Below are 19,860 nucleotides of genomic sequence, written 5' to 3'. Positions count from 1 at the left end.
GTCAGTCTCCACCGCTCAATTGGTGGAGCTGCCTTACTTCGCGTTCAGCGATCCCGCCAGCCCGACCAGCTTGGCAAACTCCTGCCGGTAGTAGTCGGTCGAGTCCGGCGCGATGGCGGCGATCCGGTCATAGGTCAGGGTGCCGAGCAGCGGATCGCCGCGCAGCTTCTGCCCGAACGCGGCGACTGCCACGGCAAACGCCATGTCCCCGCGCGGCAGCGCCGCGGTGCGCAGGAGCGAGGCGGCCACGGGCTTTTCGATCAGCTTCGAGGCGGTGCCGGTCGGCGCCTTGTAGCGCAGCTTGACGAAGGCCATCTCGCCCTTGCCTGCCGAGGTTGCCGGGGCGGCAGCCGCATCGTCGTAGCGGCGCGGGGCGATCCAGCCCTTCGCGCCCACCGGCACGATCTCGTAGATCGCGGTGACCTGGTGGCCCGCGCCGATGTCGCCCGCGTCGACGAGGTCGTTGTCGAAGTCCTCTTCGCGCAGCGCCCGGTTCTCATAGCCGAGCAGGCGGTACTGGGCGACAACCGCCGGGTTGAACTCGACCTGGATCTTGACGTCCTTGGCGATGGTGAACAGCGTCGATTCCATCTGTTCGCCCAGCACCTTGCGCGCCTCCAGCGCCGAGTCGATGTAGGCGTAGTTGCCGTTGCCGTGGTCGGCGACCTGCTCCATCAGCGCTTCGTTGTAGTTGCCCTCGCCGAAGCCCAGCGTGGTGAGCGTTATGCCGCTGTCGCGCTGCTTTTCGACCATGTCGATCAGCGCCTTGGTGTCGGACACGCCGACGTTGAAGTCGCCGTCGGTCGCCAGCAGGATGCGGTTGACGCCGCCCTCGATGAAGTTGTCGCGCGCGACCTGGTAGGCGAGCTGCAATCCCGCCCCGCCCGCGGTCGAGCCGCCCGCGTTCAGCCGGTCGAGCGCCGACTTGATCCTGTTTGCGTCATTGGTCGGCTCGAGCACCAGCCCGGCCGCGCCGGCATAGACGACAATCGAGACGCGGTCCTGCTTCTGGAGCTGGTCGGCGAGGCCCGCCAGCGCGGTCTTGACCAGCGGCAGCTTGTCGGGATCGCCCATCGACCCGGAAACGTCGAGCAGGAACACGAGGTTCGCCGGCGGCCGGCTCTCGCGCGGCAGGTCGTAGCCGCGCAGCGCGACGCGCATGAGCTTCGTCTCCGGGTTCCACGGGCTGGCGGCGACGTCGGTCGTCACGCTGAACGGCACCTCGCGCGTCGCCGGCTTCGGCAGGTCGTAGCGGAAGTAATTGATGAGCTCCTCGGTCCGCACCGCGTCCTTCGGCGGCACGCGACCGGCGGTGAGGTAGCGGCGAGTGTTGGCGTAGGCCCCGGTGTCGACGTCGACCGAGAAGGTTGAGACGGGCTCGGCCTTCGCGATATGGACCGGGCTGACCTCCTCGCCGTCGTAGCGTTCGTTGCCGGGGTCTGCGGGGACCACGACCGGCGGGACGTAGCTTTGTGGTCCAACCACGGAGACGGCGACAGGCACGCTCTGAAGACTTTCAGTCCTCTTGGCTCCGGTCACGAGAATATCCCCGGAACCCCTGACTGCGCCGGTTCTGGGCGCAGAAGGCGGAGCATATGCCGGTGGCGGCGGCGGCGGGGGAGGAGGCGGCGGCGGGGGCGGAGCAGGCGGATAAGGATAGTTCTCGTCGGCTGAACCCGGCACCGGCCCCGCGTCCGCCACCCGGTCGCGCGCGGCGCAGCCGGCGATCAGCGAGGTTCCCACTAGAAGGATGAGCGCCTTCCGAAATGCCATGATCCAGTCCCCTTCGTTTCCCTGTCGCGAAAACACGCTCGAGGGCTTGAACGACGACTGAACGTTTTTGGCAAGCGATGAAGTGATTGAAATCACGCCGAAGTCACGGGCCTCGAAAATGCCGACTCAGGCCTGCTGCTTGCGGAACAGCACCCGGTCTTCGGGCCCGAAGGCCTTGAACCACAGCATCCAGCAATAGATGCCGAGGATCGCGGGGATGCCGACCGCCATCTCCATCCATTCGGGCAGCCAGGTCATCGCCGTGCCCAGCGCGACCGCCGGAATCACCGCCCACGCCAAGCCCCAGCGCCAGTTGCTGATGCCGTGGCCGAGCACCTTGGCGAGCACCCGCGACTTGACTGCCGACGACAGCGCCAGCGAAATCGCGAGCGCCAGCGCGGCGGCGGCGGCGACGTACATCGGCCCCATCCCCATCCGCTTGGCGACGAGGATCAGGCCGATCGTAAGCACCGCCTGCAGCCCGATCGTGGCGAGGCTGACCCACAGGTTGCGCAGCCGCGCGAGGTAGACGAGCGCCGCCTCGCTCACCACCGCCTTGGAGGCGACGACCTCGGCGATCAGCAGGAACACCAGCGCGGCGGTGCCGGAGACGAACTCCGGGCCGCCGAGACCCATCAGCCCCTCGCCGGGAATGCCCAGCGCCAGCGCGATGCCGACCTGTGCGGCGGTGATCCAGAAGCCGACCTGGCAGACCTGCTTGGCGATCGCGAGATAGTCCTTGGCCCTGACGCTCTGGATGATGACCGGGCCCAGCACCGGCTCGAAACTGGTCTTCAATTTCTGCGGCAGCGATGCGAACTGCTGCGCGAAATAATAGATGCCAAGCGGCGCTTCGCCGACGAAGAAGCGCAGGATGAACACGTCGAGCTTGCGCGTGCCCCATTCGACCGCGTCGGCCCCGGCGAGCGGAAGGTTGCGGCGGGCGATCTGCCACAGCAGCATCGGTCGCGGCTTCCATGCGCTGGGCAGGCCATAAGCGCGGACCAGCGCGAACAGCGCGACCCCGGTCGCCGCCCAGACCGAGGCGAGATAGGCCATGCTCAGCCCCGCCTTGGGCCAGATGAAGAAGAACGCGCCCGCGGCGATCGAGATGGTCCACGGCTCCACCACTGAGCGCGCCCGCACCGTGGTCGCCACATCGAAGCGATAGGCCAGCGCCGCCAGCGCAATGTCGCCCAGCGCAAGGCCCGGGATCGCCAGCACCAGCAGCCGGTCGGCCAGCGTATAATTGCCCGTGGGATACATCGACTCCGGGAAGGCATAGATCAGCCCGCCCATCGCCAGCGACACCGCCAGCGCGAGCAGGAATGCATCGCCGACGGTGTTGGCCGGGTGTTCCTTGTCCTCGGCCAGGCGCTGCGCAAGCCCGCGCTTCTGGCCCAAGGTCGCCAGCATCCCCGCGAACTCGACCATGACCAGCGCCGAGACGAACCGGCCCATCGCCGGCGCGCCGTAAAGCCGGCTGGCGATGAACAGGAACGGGATGCGCGCGACGAGGCGCAGCAGGAAGCCGAGGAAGTTCGTTCGCCCGCCCTTGGCGAGCGCGGCGATGTCCGCCTTGCCGGGAGGGGTATCGTCGCTCAAGCGGCGGTTTCCGCACGCAGCGGGCGCGAGAGCAGGCGGGTTACGACCTCACCGGCCGGGGCCGCTCCTTCGAGCAGCGCGGCGACCGCGTCGACGATCGGCATCGACACGCCCTTCTCCGCCGCCAGCCTGGCCAGCACCGGCGCGGTGAAGGCGCCCTCGGCCACGGTGGTGCGGTCGGCGAGAATCGCGGCCGCGCTCGCCCCTTCGCCAAGGTCCTTGCCGAGCGAATAGTTGCGGCTGGAGGTGGAGGAGCAGGTCAGCACGAGGTCTCCCAACCCCGAAAGCCCGGACAAGGTTTCCTGCCTGGCCCCCATGGCTGACCCGAACCGGACCATTTCGGCAAAGCCCCGGCTGATCAGCGCGGCGCGGGCGTTCTGCCCGAGCCGCAGCCCGTCGACCACCCCGCAGGCGATGGCGAGGACGTTCTTTACCGCCCCGCCGATCTCGGCGCCGGTCACGTCGTCGGAATAATAGGGCCGGAACGCCGGACGGGCGACGGCCGGGGCGAGCCGTTCCCACTGCGCTTCGCCGCCGGCGCAGGCCAGCGTCACCGCAGTGGGCAGGCCCGCAGCGACTTCGTGCGCGAAGGTCGGGCCGGACAGCACGGCGAGGCTGGCGGCGGGCGCGACATCGCGGGCGACGTCGGCCATCAGTCGTCCGCTGCCCGCCTCGATCCCCTTGGAACAGAGCACGAGGTCCGCGCCCGAGCCCGGGATCTGCGAGAGGATCGCGCCGAGGTGCTGCGCCGGGGTGACCACCAGCAGCACCGGCAGCCCGCCGAGGTCGGCCAGCGCATTCGTGGCGCGGATGGTGGGGTTCAGCGTCGCCGAGGGCAGGAACAGCCCGTTGCGGCGGTCGTCGTTGATCTGCGAAACCAGCTCAGGCTCACGCGCCCACAGCACGACCTCGCGATCGTCGGAGCTCAGCATCTGGGCGAGCGCGGTGCCCCAGGCTCCCGCACCCACCACACCGATTGCTGCCGTCATGCCTTGACCCCTGCTCCCCGCACCGGTGCGGCCCCTTCGTCGAGCGGCCAGCGCGGGCGCGCGGCGATGTCGAGCGGGTCGGACTGGTCGAGCGCATGGCGCTCCGCCCCGGCCCACGCGATCATCGCGGCGTTATCCGTACACAGCGCGGGCGGCGGCGCAACCAGCGGCAGGCGGTATTCCCCGGCAAGCTGCTGAAGCGCGCCGCGCAGCGCCGCATTGGCCGCGACCCCGCCGGCGACGACCAGCGCGGTCATGCCCGTGGTCCCGGCAAGCGCGATGCGGGTGCGGTCGATCACGCAATCGAGCGCAGCCTGCTGGAACGAGGCGGCGATGTCGGCGTCGGTGTATGCCGCTGCCCGTGCCCCCGAACCCGCCCGTGCCGAGCCTGTCGAAGGACCGCTCTTCCTTTCAGCGGTTTGCGCCTTGTCCGAAGAGAAGGACGATCCTTCGACAGGCTCAGGATGGGCGGGGCTGGGCTGAAGCGCATTGGCCTGCCCCTGCTTGGCCCGCATCACGGCGCTCTTGAGGCCGGCGAACGAGAAGTGCGGTTCGCCGCTGCCGACCAGCGGGCGCGGCAGGGGGACGGCTTTCGAATTGCCCAGCTTCGCCAGCCGCTCCACCGCCGGACCGCCGGGATAGCCGAGGCCGAGGATCTTGGCGGTCTTGTCGAACGCCTCGCCCAGCGCGTCGTCGATGGTGGTGGCGAGGCGGCGGTACTCGCCCAGCCCCTGCACCTCGAGGATCTGGCAATGCCCGCCAGAGACGAGCAGCAGCAGGTAAGGATAAGCCAGCCCCGGATCGGCGAGGCGCGGCGACAGCGCATGGCCTTCGAGGTGGTTGACCGCGATCAGCGGCTTGCCGCTCGCCATCGCTAGTGCCTTGCCGGTGACCAGCCCGACCATGACCCCGCCGATGAGGCCCGGACCGGCGGTCGCGGCGATCGCGTCGATATCGTCGAGCCCCAGCCCGGCGTCGGCGAGCACTCCCTCGACCAGCGGCGTGACGATCTCGGCATGGGCGCGGGCGGCGATTTCGGGGACGACGCCGCCGTAGGGACGGTGCGCGTCCTCCTGCGAGGCGATGCGCTGCGCAACGATGCGGCCGGCAAGGTCCTTGCCCTCGCTGTCGATCACCGCGGCGGCGGTTTCGTCGCAACTGGATTCGATGCCGAGGATCAGCGCCATGGGGTTCCCCTTAGAAGGAATGGCGGTTAGGGCAAGCGGCCGATGACCCAAGCCGTTCTGCGCCTCGGCACCCGCCGCTCTCCCCTCGCCCTCGCTCAGGCCGAAGAGGCCCGCTCCCGCCTGTGCGCCGCACATGGCTGGGAGGAAAGCGCCGTCGAGCTGGTCACCGTGCTCGCCAGCGGCGACAAGATCCAGGATCGCCCGCTCGCCGAGATCGGCGGCAAGGCGCTCTGGACCAAGGAACTCGACGCAGCACTGGAGGACGGCCGGATCGACTTCGCGGTCCATTCGCTGAAGGACGTTGAGACGATCCGCCCCGACCACTTCGCCATTGCCGCCGTGCTCCCGCGCGAGGACGTGCGTGACGTGCTGGTGGGGGCCGAGAGCGTCGCCGCGATTCCGCCGGGCGCGCGCGTCGGCACCAGCGCCCCGCGCCGCGCCGCGCAGATGCTCCACGCCCGGCCGGACCTCTCGGTCGTTTCGTTCCGCGGCAATGTCGCCACCCGCCTCGCCAAGCTGGCGGCGGGCGAGGCCGAGGTGACGCTCCTCGCCGCCGCCGGGCTGCACCGGCTGGGCGAGACCGGCGTCGGCCACCCGCTGGCGGTGGACGAATGGCTCCCGGCCCCGGCGCAAGGGGCGATCGGGATCGAGTGCCTCGCCGCGCGCGACGACGTGCGCGCCGTGCTCGCCGCCATCGACCATGCCCCCAGCCGCGCCGCCATCGAGGCCGAGCGGGCGCTGCTGTTGGCGCTCGGCGGCAATTGCCACAGCCCGATCGCGGTGCTGACCGAGCCGGACGGAGCGGGCCTGACTATGCGCGCCGCGCTGTTCAGTCCGGACGGGTCGATGCGGGTCGAGGGCAGCGCCGCGTTCACCGACGCCGACGGGCCCGCCCGCCTCGCCGCGCAGCTGCTGGCCGATGCGCCCGAGGGCATCCGCGTCCACTTCGACGGGCCGCCCGCCGCCGCATGAGCGCGCTGCCGCTCCTCGTGGTGCGGCCCGAACCGGGCAACGCGGCGACCGTGGCCGCGGCGCGGAAACTGGGGCTGGACGCGCACGCCGCGCCGGTGTTCGCAATTGCCCCGCTGGACTGGGACGCGCCCGATGCGGCCGGGTTCGACGGCATCCTCGCCGGCAGCGCCAACGTGTTCCGCCATGGCGGCACCGCACTGGAACGGCTGCGCGCCCTGCCCGTCCATGTCGTCGGGGCGACCACCGCCGAGGCCGCGCGGAGCGCAGGGTTCACCGTTGCCACCACTGGCGAGGGCGGCTTGCAGTCGGTGCTCGACCGCCTGCCGGGGCGGCGCCTGCTCCGCCTCGCCGGAACCGAACGGATCGTGCTGCACCCGCCTGCGGGGACGAGCCTCGAGACGCGCGAGGTCTATACCGCGCGGCCGCTCGCACTCCCCGCGCAGGCCGCCAACCTGCTCCGCAGCGGAGCCGTCGTCGCGCTGCACTCGGGCGAAGCGGCGCGGCATTTCGCCGCCGAGTGCGACCGGCTCGCCCTGGCCCATGGCCGCATGGCCCTGGCCTGCCTCGCCCCGCGCATCGCCGAGCTGGCCGGCGAGGGCTGGGCCGCGTGCCGGGTTTCCACCGAGCGCAGCGATTCCGCGCTGCTGGCCTTGGCCCGCGCAATGTGCCAGAACGCCTCCATCGGGGGCCTAGGATAAACAACACGGGCATGCAGGACGACACTTTCACCGCGCCACAGGCGATGCGCCGCCGCGCCGGACGAGGGCGCTGGCTCGCCGCGGCCTTTGCCGGGGCGCTGCTGCTCGGCGCTGCGGGGACGGCGTGGCTCAGCTGGGAGATGGGCTGGCTCAAGATCGACGGCCCGTGGCTGGGCGGCGAGGCCGCGCCGCAGCAGGTCGCCGGTGCGCCCGATCCGGTCCCGGTGATTGCGCCTGACAGCGCCGCCAAGCTCGCCAGCCTCGAATCCCGCATCGCCCAGGTCGATGCCCAGGCCACCGCCGCGTCCGGCCAGGCGACCCGCGCGGAAGGCCTGCTGATCGCCTTCGCCACCCGCCGCGCGATCGAGCGCGGGCAGGCGCTCGGCTATCTCGAAAACCAGCTCCAGCTGCGCTTCGGCGAGGTCCAGCCGAGGGCCGTCAAGCAGGTGGTCGATGCCGCCGCGCACCCGCTGACGCTCGACCAGCTCAACGAACAGCTGCTGGCGCTGGAGCCGCAGCTCGTCAGCTCTTCCCCGCAGGAGGGGACGTGGGACTGGATCGCCCGCGAGACCAGCGAGCTGTTCATCATTCGCCACGCCGACTCGCCCTCGCCCGCGCCGGAAAAGCGGCTCGACCGGGCCAGGCTGTACCTCGCCGGGGGGCGCGTCGATGCCGCGGCGGACGAGATCCGGCGCATGCCCGGTGCGGCTGCGGCGCAGGGCTGGCTGGGCCGCGCCGAGGCATACGTGACGACGCAGCGGGCGCTGGATATCCTCGAGACGGCGGCGCTCCTGCAGCCGCAGGCGCCGGTTGCGGCGTCACCTGCGCCTGCCCCGTCACCGACGGCCGCGCCCTGACAGGGCTTGCGTCCCAGCGCAGGCGGGGACCTCCCTCAATCGAGCGGACCGTATGCGGCACGAGGTCCCCGCCTGCGCGGGGACGCGCAAGGTTATTTGAAAGCGTGCGCGCCTAAGCCCGCAGCAGTTGTGGCAGGTCGCCGCTCATCCCCCGCGCCTCGTTCATGAAGAAGCGCTTGAGCGTGGGCAGGCGCTGGACGCCGGCCATGCCGAGGCGCCGCACCGCGCTGGGGATACGGCCGGGGAGGCCGAACAGCCGGGTCAGCACGTCGGTCGCGCCCGCGACCATGAAGGTATCGACCGCGCGCCAGCGTTCGTAGCGCGCGAGGAGCTGGGCATCGCCCGGCTCGAGCCCCAGCCGCATCCCGTCGCCCAGCACCTCGGCAAGCGCCGCCACGTCGCGCAGGCCGACGTTGAGGCCCTGCCCGGCGATCGGGTGCATCCCGTGCGCGGCGTCACCCACCAGCGCCAGCCGGTGCTCCACGACTTTCGCGGTGTGGTGGAAGTTGAGCGGGTACGACGTGCGCGGCGCCGCGAGCGCGATCTCGCCGAAGATGCCGTCCATCCGTTTCGCCACCTCGCCAAGGAACACGTCCTCGGGCAGCGCCAGCACGCCGGCCGCGTCCTTTTCCGACACGGTCCAGACCAGCGCCGAGCGGTGCCTGCCCTCGGCATCGTCGCGCAAGGGCAGCAGCGCGAACGGGCCCGCGGGATAGAAGATTTCCCACGCGACGTTGCCGTGCGGCTTCTCGTGCGTCAGGCCGGCAATGATCGCGCGGTGTTTGTAGTCCCAGCGCGCAGGGGTGAATCCGGCCTCGTCGCGGGTCGGCGAAGCACGCCCCTCGGCGGCGACGAGCAGCTTGCCCTTCAGCAAGCGGCCATCGGCCATCGTTACCGTTACGCCATGCTCGCCCCGCTCGCGCGAGACGACCCGTGCGCCGGGGTGAAAGCGGATGTTCGGCTCATTCTCGGCCTGCGCATACATCGCCATGCGCAAGTCGCGGTTGGCGAACATGAAGCCCAGCGAGCCTTCCTCCGGCTTGGGCTGGAAGTCGATCCGCCCGGGCTTCATCGCGTCGGTCACCGCGATCGATTCGATCGGGCAGCCCTTTTCGGCCAGCGCATCGGCCATGCCGAGGTGGGTATAGAGGTTCCAGCTCGCCGTCGAAATCGCCGAGGCGCGGCCATCGAAGCCCTCCGCCGTCAGCGCCGCGGGATCGGCAGCGTCGACCACGTGGCTGACGATGCCTTTCTGCGACAGGGCGATGGCCAGCGTCATGCCGACCAGCCCGCCGCCGAGGATCACGACATCGGCGGCGTCTTCGCGGGCAGGCTGGGTCACGGGACAGTCCTCAAGGCTTGCAGAAATCGTATCGTCCTGAATCGAGATCGATGCAGCGTCCGTCAAGGCCCGCGGCGAGATCGGGGCGCTTTACCAGCGACAGCAGGGTCGGCGCGATATCGACCGTCTCGACCGGGACCGACTGCTCGAACCCGCCGGTCATCCCGCTGCGATAGAACAGGATGGGCACGCGGCGGTCATAGTCCCACGGCGAGCCGTGCGTGGCGACATAGCCGGGACCGGCCTTGGTCTGCGCGACCACCTGGGGCTTGAGGAGGATGACGAAGTCGCCGGAGCGACCCGGCATGTAGGACGCCTTGGCGCGGTCGAGCAGCGACCAGGCATCGGGCGAACCTTTCGGCTCGGGCGCGGCCTGCAATTCCTTCGCGGAGAAAACGGCCGCGACCTGGGGGTTGGTGTCGACCAGCTTCTTGGCCTCGGCAACGACTGCGTCGCGCTTCGATCCGGTGACCGACGAGGCGATGTAGTAATCCCCGGCGGGGCCGTCCCCCAGGAGGAGGTTCGCCACGCCAAGGCGCAGCGTCGTGGAAATCGCGTCCCCCAGATTGCCCGGCTCGAGGGTGTCCAATGCCCGCTGCGCCTGCGGAGCACCCTGCTCGACCAGCCGTTCCTGCACGTCGAAGCCTCCGTGGTCGGCGGTCAGGACGATGACGTAGTCGAGCTTGGCCTGATTGAGCTGGTCGATGAACGTGCCCAGCCGCTCGTTGAGCATCGCCATCTGGATGCACATCTCCGGCCCTTCGGTGCCATAGGCGTGGCCGACATAGTCGGTCGCGGAGAGGCTGATCGCGAGAACGTCGGGATTGTTGTCCTGGCCAAGCTGGTTCTCGCCGATCAGGCGATAGGCGAGGTCGAGCGTGGATTTGTCGAGCCGCGGAGACGTCTTGAACGCAGGATAGCTGCCCTTGTCCATGGCGAAGCGGCCGGTACCTACACTGGTGCTGCCGGCAGCGATCGCGCGGTCGAACCTTGCGCAATCCCGCGGCGGAAGACCGGCCGAACCGTCGTCAACGACCTTTTCGAGCGCGTCGTTCACGATCTTCGTGGCCGGGCTCACCGCCTGCCCGTCGTACGTGCGGAACGCTTTCGCCTTGTCATCCCACCACACGGCGGCGGTGGTCTTGTTGCCGCCCATCATCAGCGCGCCGCGGTCCTTGCCCGACACGGCGACGTTCTTGCTCAAGGGGTTGGCGGCCATCAGCTTCTCGCCGAGCGTCGGCACCTTGAGGTGGACGGCAGAGGGCACGTAGCTGCCGTAATCGGGCTTGATCGGCGAATTCTCGTCCTCGGCGCAGTAGATTTTCGGCTTTGGCCGGGCCGGATCGTACCAGTTGTTGGCGATGATCCCGGTGTGCTCGGGACGCATGCCGGTCAGGATCGTCGAGTGGCCCGGGCAGGTCTCCGTCGCGGCGTGCGACTGGTAGCCGGAGGGGAACACCGCCCCGCGCATCAACACATCGAAGCCGCCGGGGACGTAACGAGCCTTGCCCTTCGGCCGGGGATTGACCAGCGGCACGATCTTCTGGCCCACGAAGCGCTGGCGGTACTGCGCGAACAGGTTGGCGGAAAACTGGTCGACCGAGATCGCCACGATCAGCTTGGGCGGAATGTTGAGCCGTGCGTTCGCCACCGGCGGCGGCTCCAGCGCGGCAGGCGCCACGTCGTCCGCGAACGACGGCATCGCGATCGCGCCCGCCAGCACTGCCGCTAGTCCTCCTGCCAAGGCCCGCTTCAACATTCTGCTTCCTCCTGGGTGGTTGCTGGACACGAATCCCATGCGACCGTAGAGCGACTGCATGGCCGGGGAATGTCCGCGATACAACTGTGCTGCGCCGGTATGGCGCAGTCTTCGGGTTCTCTTGGCCGCTCTCATCGCGCTCGTCTGTGTCGCTTTCGCGTCACCCCCCGCGCTGGCCAACAACATCCGCGCCAGCCTCGTCGCCGAAGGCCCGGCAAGGCCCGGCGAGACGGTCATGCTGGCTGTGCTGATGGAGCCGGAGCCCGGATGGCACGGCTACTGGAAGAACCCCGGCAACGCGGGCTTCGGACTGACGCTCGACTGGACGCTGCCACAAGGGGCGAGCGTGGGCGAACTGGAGTTCCCGGTGCCGCAGACGCTGCTGCTCTCGGGCCTGATGAACCACGTCTACGAGCACGACTATGCCGTGCTGGTGCCGCTGACCCTGCCCAGGGATGCGAGCGGGATCGTGCCCGTGAAGGTCAAGGCGGACTGGCTCGCCTGCACCGACAAGATCTGCGTGCCAGAGCGCGCCGAGCTGGAGGGCGCGGTGAGCATCGGCAGCGGCGCCAGGGATCCGCGCTTTGCCGCATGGCGCGCGGCGCTTCCTGCCCCGCTCGGCCAGCCGGCGCGGTTCGCGATCAGCGGCAAGACGCTGCGCATTGCGATCCCCTTCCCGGCGGGTGCCCCGGTCAGCGATCCGCACTTCTTCATCGTCGAGACCGGGCAGCTCGATTACGCCGCGCCGCAACGGTTCCTGCGGCAGGGGGACATGCTGGTCGCCGAACTGCAACGCGACCCTGCGGCCAGCGCGGTGCCATCGATGAGCGGCGTGCTGGCGATCGGCGGCGAGGCGCGGGGGCTGGAGATTTCCGCAACGCCCGGCCCTGTCCCGACCGGCGGCGATCCCGTCGGCGGCGGCGCGCTCGATGCCGGGGCGCTGACGCTGCTGCTCGGCGCGGCGCTGCTCGGCGGGCTGGTGCTCAACGTGATGCCCTGCGTGTTTCCCATACTCAGCCTCAAGGCGCTGACGCTGGCGCGCTCGGGCCATTCGGGCGCGGCGGCGCGGGCCGAGGGGCTGGCCTATACCGCGGGCGTGGTGCTCGCCTGCCTCGCGCTCGGCGGGGCGATGCTGGCCTTGCGCGCCGCGGGCGAACAGGTCGGCTGGGCGTTCCAGCTGCAGGAGCCGGGCGTCGTCGCCGCGCTGGTCCTACTCGCGGGCGCGATTACCGCCAACTTTGCGGGGCTCTATGACCTTCCGGGCCTCTCGCTGGAGCGCGGCTCGGGCTCGCCGGGGGCGTTCGCGACAGGGCTGCTCGCGGCGTTCGTCGCCACCCCATGCACCGGGCCGTTCATGGCCGCAGCAATGGGCGCGGCGCTGGTCCTGCCGACGGCGGCGGCGCTGGGCGTGTTCGCCGCGCTGGGGCTGGGCCTCGCCCTGCCGTTCCTGCTGCTGGGCTTCGTCCCCGCACTGCGCCGCGCCCTGCCACGGCCTGGCCCGTGGATGGAGCGCTTCCGCCGCTGGATGGCGCTGCCGATGGGGCTGACCACGCTGGCGCTGCTGTGGCTCGCCTCGCGGCTGGGCGGCACGACCTTCGCCGCACTGGCCCTGCTGGCGATGCTGGTCCTGCTTGCGCTGTTGTGGCTGGCCGGGCGGGCGCAGCGGACCGGGCACCATGCGGGCCGCTGGGCACTGCCGCTGAGCCTCGTGCTGGGCGTGGCCGCGATCGCCGCGCTGCCGCGCTTCGCCGGAACCGGCGCGGCGGCGCAGGCGGGGCTGCTCGACGCGAAGCCCTTCAGCGAGGCCGCGCTGGCCGAGGCCCGCAAGTCCGGCAGGCCGGTGTTCGTCTATTTCACCGCCGACTGGTGCCTGTCGTGCAAGGTCAACGAGGGCGTCGCCATCGAGACCGAGGCGACGAAAGCCGCGTTCGCCAGGGCCGGGGTCGTGACCCTGCGCGGCGACTGGACCCGCCGCGACGACGCGATCACGCGGTTCCTGACGGCACAGGGGGCCGCGGGCGTGCCGCTCTACCTGTGGTATCCGGCGGGCGGAGGGGCACCGCGGCAGTTGCCGCAGGTGCTGGGGCCGGAGACGCTGGCGGAATTGGCTGAGGAATAACCATCCCTCTACCCCAACCCCGCCCGTGCTGAGCCTGTCGAAGCACTGTCCTTCTGGTCCACCGTCGCGGAAAAGAAAGTACGGTCCTTCGACAAGCTCAGGACCGACGGTTTTGATATGGGACGCGAAAGCCTTACAAACTCTGCCCGTCGTCGATCGTCATGACCGCCCCGGTGACCTGCGCCGAACGGTCCGAGGCGAAGTACAGGACCATGTCGTCGAGCGCCGAGATGTCGGCCAGCCGCTTGCGCGGCCACGAGGCGATCTGGCGCGCGCCGCCTTCGGTGTCGAACCACTCGCCGTCGATCTCGGTGCGGATGTAACCCGGCTGGATGGTGTTGACGTTGATGCCCGAGCGCGCCCACTCGCGGGCGAACTGGCGGCCGAGATGGGCAACCCCGGCCTTCAATGCGGCATAGGCGGAATCGCCCTGCCCGGTCATCAGCGCGGTGATCGAGCCGAGGAGGATGATCCGCCCGCGCCCGCTGCCCTTGCTCCCCGCCGCCATCATCCGCTTCGCGCCCTCGCGCGCGGTCAGGTAGAGGCCGGTGAAATTGGTATCGACGACCGACCGGATGCCCGACAGCGGCACGTCGGTGGAGCGCCCGGCCGCCGAGGTGCCGGCGTTCGCCACCACCACGTCCGGCGCGCCGAACCGCGCCTCGGCGGCGTCGAACGCGGCGATGATCGAAGCCTCGTCGGTCACGTCGAGCGGCACCGCCAGCGCCTGGCCGCCACCCGCCTCGATCTCCGCCGCGAGCCGCTCGACCCGCTCGACCCGGCGCGCGCCGAACACGACGTTGGCCCCGGCCGCCGAACAGAGCCACGCAAACCGCTCGCCGAAACCGGACGAGGCTCCGGTGATGAACGCGGTGCGGCCGGCAAGCGAATAGGGCAGGTTGTCAAAGTGCAAGGGTTCTCTCCTGATCAGAACTTGTTGTCGCGCGGGAAGCCCTGCGGCGGCAGGCGGCCTGCGGCACCGCGCGCGACCTTCCACAGCATCAGGTCCTTTTCCGTCCTGGTTCGGCCGGTGTCACCGCCCATCGCCCAGCTGAGCCCGTCCTCGAGCCTCAGCGTCACCGCATCCGACAGTCCGCCGTCCTTGTAGCGCTGGAGCGTCACGCCCTGCCCCTTGGCCAGCACCGGCACCTCGCTCAGCGCGAAGATCACCAGCTTGCGGTTGTCGCCGACCACCGCGACATGGTCGTGCGCGGCGGCGATTTCGCGAACCACGGCAAGCCGGACCCCCGGCTTGGTGGTGACCACGCTCCGGCCCTTGCGGGTCTCGGCGAGAAGTTCGTCCATCTCCGCCGCGAACCCGCGCCCGGCGTTGGAGGCGAGCAGCAGCTGGCCCTTGGGCTTGTACACCGTCACCGCCACGATCTGCGCCGCCGCGTCGATATCCAGCATGGTCCGGATCGGCTCGCCGAAGCCGCGCGCCGAGGGCAACTTGTCGCAGCCCAGCGTATAGAACCGTCCGTTATCGACCGCGATCAGCAGCTTGTCGGTGGTCTGGGCATGGAGCACGAAGGCCGGGCCGTCGCCTTCCTTGAACTTGTATTCGCGGTCCAGCGGCTCGTGCCCCGAAGCGCCGCGGATCCAGCCGCGGGCCGAGAGGATCACGGTCACCGGGGCCTTCTCGATCATCGCGTCCATGCTGAACACGGCGGTCGGCGCGGCCTCCGCAATCGTCGTGCGGCGGCGGCCGAGTTCGGTGTCCTCGCCGTAGTCCTTGCGCAGCGCGGCGAGGTCGCGCTTCAGCCGGGTGCGCTGGCGAGCCGGGCTGTCGAGCAGCTTCTGCAGTTCCTCCTGCTCGACCAGCAGCTCGGCGTGTTCCTTGCGCAGCTCCATTTCCTCGAGCTTGCGCAGGGACCGCAGCCGCATGTTGAGGATCGCCTCGGCCTGGCGGTCGTTCAGCTCGAACTCGGCCATCATCACCGGCTTGGGCTCGTCCTCGGTGCGGATGATCTCGATGATCCGGTCGAGGTTGAGGAAGGCGATGATGTAGCCTTCGAGCAGCTCCAGCCGCGCCGCGATCTTGTCGAGCCGGTGGCGGGTGCGGCGCAGCAGGATGTCGATCTGGCTGATCGTCCATTCCTGCAGCAGCAGCTTGAGCCCGAGCACGCCCGGAGTCCGGCGCGAATCCAGCACGTTGAGGTTCAGGCCGAACCGCGTTTCGAGGTCGGTCAGGCGGAACAGCGATTCCTTCAGCAGCTCCGGATCGACGTTGCGGCTCTTGGGCACGAAAACGATGCGGATCTGCTCGTCGCTTTCGTCGCGCACGTCCTCGAGGATCGGCAGCTTCTTGTCGGCGATGAGCTGGGCGACCTGCTCGATCAGCTTGCCCTTCTGGACCATGTAGGGAATTTCGCTGACGACCAGTTGCCACTGCCCGCTGCCCAGCCGCTCGATCCCAGCAAGACGGTCTTCCTCGGCCTTGGCCTCCTCCGCATGGAACCGCCCGCGCACCCGGAACGAGCCGCGGCCTGTCTCATAGGCGGCGGAGATCACCGCCGGGCTGTCCACCACCACGCCGCCGGTGGCGAAGTCGGGCCCCTTGAACACCTCCATCAGCTGCGCGTGCTCGACATGCGGGTTGTCGATCAGCAGCAGGGTGGCGTCGACGATCTCGGCGACGTTGTGGCTGGGGATGTTGGTCGCCATGCCCACGGCGATGCCGCTGGACCCGTTGGCGAGCAGGTTGGGGAACAGGCCCGGGAAAATCTCCGGCTCCTGCTCCTCGCCGTTGTAGGTGGGGACGAAATCGACCGTGCCTTCGTCCAGCCCGGCCATCAGCTGGATCGCGGTCTTCGTCAGCCGCGCCTCTGTATAGCGGTAGGCGGCGGCGTTATCGCCATCGATGTTGCCGAAGTTGCCTTGCCCGTCGACCAGCGGATAGCGCAGCGCAAAGTCCTGCGCGAGGCGGACCATCGCGTCATAGACCGACTGGTCGCCGTGCGGATGGTACTTGCCGATCACGTCGCCGACGACACGCGCCGATTTCTTGAACGCACTGGCCGGATCGAGCTTCAGCTGGCGCATCGCCCACAGCAGGCGGCGGTGGACCGGCTTCAGCCCGTCGCGCAGGTCGGGCAGCGAGCGCGCGGTGATCGTCGACAGCGCATAGACCAGATAGCGTTCCGACAGCGCGGAATCGAACGGCGCATCGACGATTGCATCGAACGGATCGGGTTCTGAAGTCTCGGTGACCATGGCCGAAACGCCCTAGCAAGCGGGCGGGTTGCAAGAAAGCACCGGAACCACGGCATCCACCGCTCATTGTCGGGGGCAATCTTCCCACATTTCCCTGACAGGAGCGTCTCATGACCAAGCGCGTGCTCATCCTCGCCACCCACGGCTTCGAGCAGTCCGAACTGATCGAGCCGAAGAAGGCTCTCGAGGCCGCCGGTATCGAAACCGTCGTCGCCAGCCCCGAATCCGGCTCGATCAAAGGCTGGCACCAGAAGGACTGGGGCGAGAGCGTGCCGGTCGACGCCAGCATCGACGATGTCGCCGTGGGCGATTTCGACGCGCTGATGCTGCCCGGCGGGCAGATGAACCCGGACATCCTGCGCATGGACGAGCGGGTGATCGGCCTGGTCGAGGACTTCGACGACGCCGGCAAGCCGATCGCCGCGATCTGCCACGCGCCGTGGCTGCTCGCCGAAGCCGACATCCTCGACGGCCGCACCGTCACCGGCTGGCCCTCGATCCGCACCGACCTCGAAAATGCCGGGGCCGATGTGGTCGACCAGGAAGTGGCGATCGACGACAACCTCATCACCAGCCGCAAGCCCGAGGACATCCCGGCGTTCTCGCGCGCGCTGATCGAGGCGCTGGAAAACGCGGATGAAGAGGACGAGGAAGACGAGGACGAAGTCGAGGATGAAGTCGAGGAGCTTTGACTTTCAGGCCCACCCCTGACCCCTCCCGCAAACGGTAGGGGAATTGGTCAAGCTGACCGTAAAAGCTGGCCCTTCAATCTCCCCCTCCCGCTTGCGGGAGGGGGCCGGGGGGTGGGCCTGACGCCCCGTCCCCTCACCCTTGCATGTCGTGACTCTCGGCCGGGATGCGCACCTCCAGCCCGTCGAGCGCGGCGCTCAGGCTGATCTGGCAGGATAGCCGGCTGGTGCGGGTCACCCCGGCGGCGAGGTCGAGCATGTCTTCCTCGTCATCGCTGGCGGCAGGCAGGCGGTCGAACCAGTCCCCGCTGACGATCACATGGCAGGTCGAGCAGGCCATCTGGCCCTCGCAGGTGCCCTCGAGCGGCATCCCCGCGCTCTGCGCCAGTTCGAGCAGGCGCTGGCCCTCCTGCCCCTGGGCTTCCACCTTCTGGTTCTGCGCGGTGACGAAGGTGACGCGGACCATGGCTCAGACTCCCTGCGACGCGGCGGCGGCAAGAATTGCCGCAGCAGCCTCTTCCAGATCCTCTTCCCTCGTATAGCGTCCGAAGCCGAGCCGGATCGCGGTTCTTGCTTCCCTGTCGGAAAGTCCGATGGCGCGCAAGACATGGCTGGGCCGCCCGGAGCCGCTGGCGCAGGCCGAACCCGCTGAAAACGCGACACTGCGACATTCCGACAACAGCCTTGCGACATCGAGCCCGCCGCGCCGCAGGTTGAGGTTGCCGCGCCAGCGTTGCTCCGCGCTGCCGTTCAGGGTCCAGCCGGCGAAGAGTTCTCCCGCCCTTGTCCACAGCCTTTCCACATGCGCCGCATCGCTTTCCCGCAAGGCTCTGCACAGGGCCGCCGCCGCCCCGAAACCCGCGCACAGTGCCGGGCTTAGCGTGCCCGAGCGAAGGCCCCCTTCCTGCCCGCCGCCATGGATCAGCGGCGTGAGTTCCACGCCTTCGCGCACCCACAGCGCGCCGATGCCCTTGGGGCCGTAGAGCTTGTGCGCGGAAACCGCGATCAGGTCTGCTCCTTCGGGCGCGGCGAGCTTGCCCGCGCCCTGCACCGCATCGCACAGGAACAGTGCGCCCGCGCCGTGCGCCCTCTGCGCCAGCGCGGCGACCGGCTGGACCGTACCGATCTCGTTGTTGACCTGCATCACCGCGACGAGGCCGGTGCCCGCCGGAATTTCAACGTCCGGATCGACCAGCCCGTCGGTGCCGACCGGCAGGACATGGACGCCCGGGTCGGCCGCCCGCGCCGTGTCGAGCACCGCCGCGTGTTCGATCGCCGAGACCGCCAGCCGCTGCGCCCGCGAGCCGAAGATGGCGAGGTTAAGCGCCTCGGTCGCGCTGCCGGTGAAGATCACGCGGCCGCCCGGCGGGAACAGCGCGGCGACCTGCTCGCGCGCGACCTCGACCGCCGCAGCCGCAGCGCGGCCGATCCGGTGCGGGCTGTGCGGATTCGCGAAGCCGGGCCCTTCCGGCCCGGCGAGCCACGGCAGCATCGCCTCGCGCGCTTCGGGGGCGAGCGGGGTCGTCGCCTGGTAATCGAGGTAGATCATGCCGCGCGCCGTCCGCCGGCGAATGCGGTCCACGCGGCGATGAAGCGGTCGATATCGGCCTCGGTCGTCTCGCGCCCGATGGAGACACGGATCACCTCGCCCGCGGCCTTCTCGTCCATCCCCATCGCGGTGAGGACGTGGCTGGTGCGCAGCGAGCCCGACGAGCACGCGCTACCCGCCGAGACCGCGATTCCCTGCGCGTCGAAGGCGATCAGCTGGGCATTGGCCGAGCGGCCGGGCATCCGGTAGGCGGCGATGCTCGGCACCCGCGCCGTGTCGATGCACAGCGACTCCCCGCCCGCCGCAAGGATGGCGTCGTCAAGCTTGTGACGCAGCCGAACCGCATCGTCCAGCCAGTCGCGCGGGGCCTCCAGCGCGGCGGCCATGGCCAGCGCGCCGGGCAGGTTCTCGGTCCCGGCGCGGTAGCCGCGCTCCTGCCCGCCGCCGGGCCTGAGCAGCTTCCAGTCGCGCACCAGCAGCGCGCCGACGCCGATCGGTCCGCCGAACTTGTGGGCCGACAGCGCAACGAGATCGGCCTCAGGCGTCAGCAGCTTGCCCGCGCCCTGCGCCGCGTCGCACAGGTAGATACCGCCCGCCTCGCGCACCGTTTCGGCAATGCGGAAATCGCTCTGCATCACGCCCGTTTCGCTGTTCGCCTGCTGCACCGCGACGAGGCCGGAGAGGCGGCAGTCTTCGGTGTCGACCAGGCCATTGGCATCGACCGGCAGCCGCGCCGCATCGCCCGCCAGGCGCAGCACCGCCTCGTGCTCGGTCGCGCCGACCGCGACGAGCGGCTGGACACAGGCCCGGATCGCCAGCGCCAGTGCCTCGCTCGCGCCCGCGGTGAACACCACCTCGCCTGCCCAGCCGAGCGCCGCCGCGACCCGCGCGCGGGCGTCTTCCAGCGCCGCGCGGGCCTTGCGGCCGGCGGCGTGGGGGCTCGACGGATTGGCCCAGATCGCAAAGCCATGCGCCAGCGCCGCCCGGGCTTCGGGCAGCAGCGGCGTGGTCGCGGCGTGGTCGAGGTAGAGCGGGGGCGGCAAGTCGTTCCGTTTTCATTGCTTTCGAGGCATCGCTTTCTATATAGCGCCCAACTTCAATTCACAGC

Annotated in this window: 16 protein-coding genes; 5 read left to right on the top strand and 11 right to left on the bottom strand. The window is 69.8% G+C overall.

The features are described from left to right. Positions 1-33: 33 nt before the first annotated feature. From AC3WLD_RS14815 to tsaD, 4 genes are all read right to left on the bottom strand, one after another. Positions 34-1,485, bottom strand: coding sequence for a vWA domain-containing protein (locus tag AC3WLD_RS14815; protein WP_492557746.1), 1,452 nt, complete (start codon positions 1,483-1,485; stop codon positions 34-36). A 414-nt stretch (positions 1,486-1,899) separates the two neighbouring features. Continuing rightward, positions 1,900-3,378 carry a lipopolysaccharide biosynthesis protein gene (locus AC3WLD_RS14810; protein WP_492557745.1) on the bottom strand — a complete coding sequence of 493 codons (1,479 nt, stop codon included), beginning with the start codon at positions 3,376-3,378 and terminating at the stop codon, positions 1,900-1,902. Continuing rightward, positions 3,375-4,367, bottom strand: coding sequence for an NAD(P)H-dependent glycerol-3-phosphate dehydrogenase (locus AC3WLD_RS14805; protein ID WP_492557744.1), 993 nt, complete (start codon positions 4,365-4,367; stop codon positions 3,375-3,377). Before AC3WLD_RS14805 ends, AC3WLD_RS14810 begins: the two co-directional genes overlap by 4 nt. Beyond that, on the bottom strand, positions 4,364-5,554 hold the full coding sequence (tsaD, locus tag AC3WLD_RS14800; RefSeq protein WP_492557743.1) for a tRNA (adenosine(37)-N6)-threonylcarbamoyltransferase complex transferase subunit TsaD: 1,191 nt from the start codon (positions 5,552-5,554) through the stop codon (positions 4,364-4,366). Before tsaD ends, AC3WLD_RS14805 begins: the two co-directional genes overlap by 4 nt. A 42-nt stretch (positions 5,555-5,596) precedes the next feature. On the opposite strand from tsaD, the gene hemC reads away from it, so the two are divergent. From hemC to AC3WLD_RS14785, 3 genes are read left to right on the top strand one after another with little or no spacing between them, the layout of a single operon-like run. Next, positions 5,597-6,526, top strand: a complete 930-nt coding sequence (gene hemC, locus AC3WLD_RS14795) for a hydroxymethylbilane synthase (RefSeq protein ID WP_492557742.1) — start codon at positions 5,597-5,599, stop codon at positions 6,524-6,526. Further along, positions 6,523-7,224 (top strand): uroporphyrinogen-III synthase, encoded by a 702-nt coding sequence (locus AC3WLD_RS14790; protein WP_492557741.1) that lies wholly within the window; start codon positions 6,523-6,525, stop codon positions 7,222-7,224. Before hemC ends, AC3WLD_RS14790 begins: the two co-directional genes overlap by 4 nt. Positions 7,225-7,235: 11 nt before the next feature. Continuing rightward, a complete protein-coding gene (locus AC3WLD_RS14785; protein ID WP_492557740.1) occupies positions 7,236-8,081 on the top strand; it encodes a hypothetical protein in 846 nt (281 codons plus the stop codon). Between the two features lie 112 nt (positions 8,082-8,193). Here the strand turns inward: AC3WLD_RS14785 and AC3WLD_RS14780 are convergent, their stop codons facing one another. Next, a complete protein-coding gene (locus AC3WLD_RS14780) occupies positions 8,194-9,423 on the bottom strand; it encodes a UbiH/UbiF/VisC/COQ6 family ubiquinone biosynthesis hydroxylase (protein ID WP_492557739.1) in 1,230 nt (409 codons plus the stop codon). 10 nt (positions 9,424-9,433) lie between these two features. Continuing rightward, positions 9,434-11,182 carry an alkaline phosphatase family protein gene (locus AC3WLD_RS14775; RefSeq protein ID WP_492557738.1) on the bottom strand — a complete coding sequence of 583 codons (1,749 nt, stop codon included), beginning with the start codon at positions 11,180-11,182 and terminating at the stop codon, positions 9,434-9,436. Between the two features lie 58 nt (positions 11,183-11,240). Here AC3WLD_RS14775 and AC3WLD_RS14770 point away from each other — a divergent pair, with 58 nt between their 5' ends. Then, on the top strand, positions 11,241-13,301 hold the full coding sequence (locus AC3WLD_RS14770; protein WP_492557737.1) for a protein-disulfide reductase DsbD family protein: 2,061 nt from the start codon (positions 11,241-11,243) through the stop codon (positions 13,299-13,301). A 133-nt stretch (positions 13,302-13,434) separates the two neighbouring features. Here AC3WLD_RS14770 and AC3WLD_RS14765 read toward each other — a convergent pair whose 3' ends face one another. Both AC3WLD_RS14765 and parC read right to left on the bottom strand, forming a co-directional pair. Beyond that, positions 13,435-14,214, bottom strand: a complete 780-nt coding sequence (locus AC3WLD_RS14765) for an SDR family oxidoreductase (protein WP_492557736.1) — start codon at positions 14,212-14,214, stop codon at positions 13,435-13,437. A gap of 14 nt (positions 14,215-14,228) precedes the next feature. After that, the gene (parC, locus tag AC3WLD_RS14760) at positions 14,229-16,514 is read right to left on the bottom strand and encodes a DNA topoisomerase IV subunit A (RefSeq protein ID WP_492557735.1); all 2,286 of its coding nucleotides are present in this window, start codon (positions 16,512-16,514) and stop codon (positions 14,229-14,231) included. A gap of 110 nt (positions 16,515-16,624) precedes the next feature. On the opposite strand from parC, the gene AC3WLD_RS14755 reads away from it, so the two are divergent. After that, positions 16,625-17,206: a type 1 glutamine amidotransferase domain-containing protein gene (locus AC3WLD_RS14755; RefSeq protein ID WP_492557734.1), complete on the top strand. Its 582-nt coding sequence runs from the start codon at positions 16,625-16,627 to the stop codon at positions 17,204-17,206. A 133-nt stretch (positions 17,207-17,339) separates the two neighbouring features. On the opposite strand, the gene AC3WLD_RS14750 is transcribed toward AC3WLD_RS14755, so the two are convergent. The 3 genes from AC3WLD_RS14750 to AC3WLD_RS14740 are packed head-to-tail and all read right to left on the bottom strand — an operon-like array spanning position 17,340 to position 19,795. Further along, on the bottom strand, positions 17,340-17,669 hold the full coding sequence (locus tag AC3WLD_RS14750; protein ID WP_492557733.1) for a 2Fe-2S iron-sulfur cluster-binding protein: 330 nt from the start codon (positions 17,667-17,669) through the stop codon (positions 17,340-17,342). A gap of 3 nt (positions 17,670-17,672) precedes the next feature. Continuing rightward, positions 17,673-18,752 (bottom strand): cysteine desulfurase family protein, encoded by a 1,080-nt coding sequence (locus AC3WLD_RS14745; protein ID WP_492557732.1) that lies wholly within the window; start codon positions 18,750-18,752, stop codon positions 17,673-17,675. Further along, positions 18,749-19,795 carry a cysteine desulfurase family protein gene (locus tag AC3WLD_RS14740; RefSeq protein ID WP_492557731.1) on the bottom strand — a complete coding sequence of 349 codons (1,047 nt, stop codon included), beginning with the start codon at positions 19,793-19,795 and terminating at the stop codon, positions 18,749-18,751. Before AC3WLD_RS14740 ends, AC3WLD_RS14745 begins: the two co-directional genes overlap by 4 nt. Between the last annotated feature and the right edge of the window lie 65 nt (positions 19,796-19,860).

The sequence above is a fragment of the Novosphingobium sp. FW305-C-111 genome, from assembly GCF_058783565.1.
This window is presented reverse-complemented; position numbering and strand designations above follow the sequence as displayed.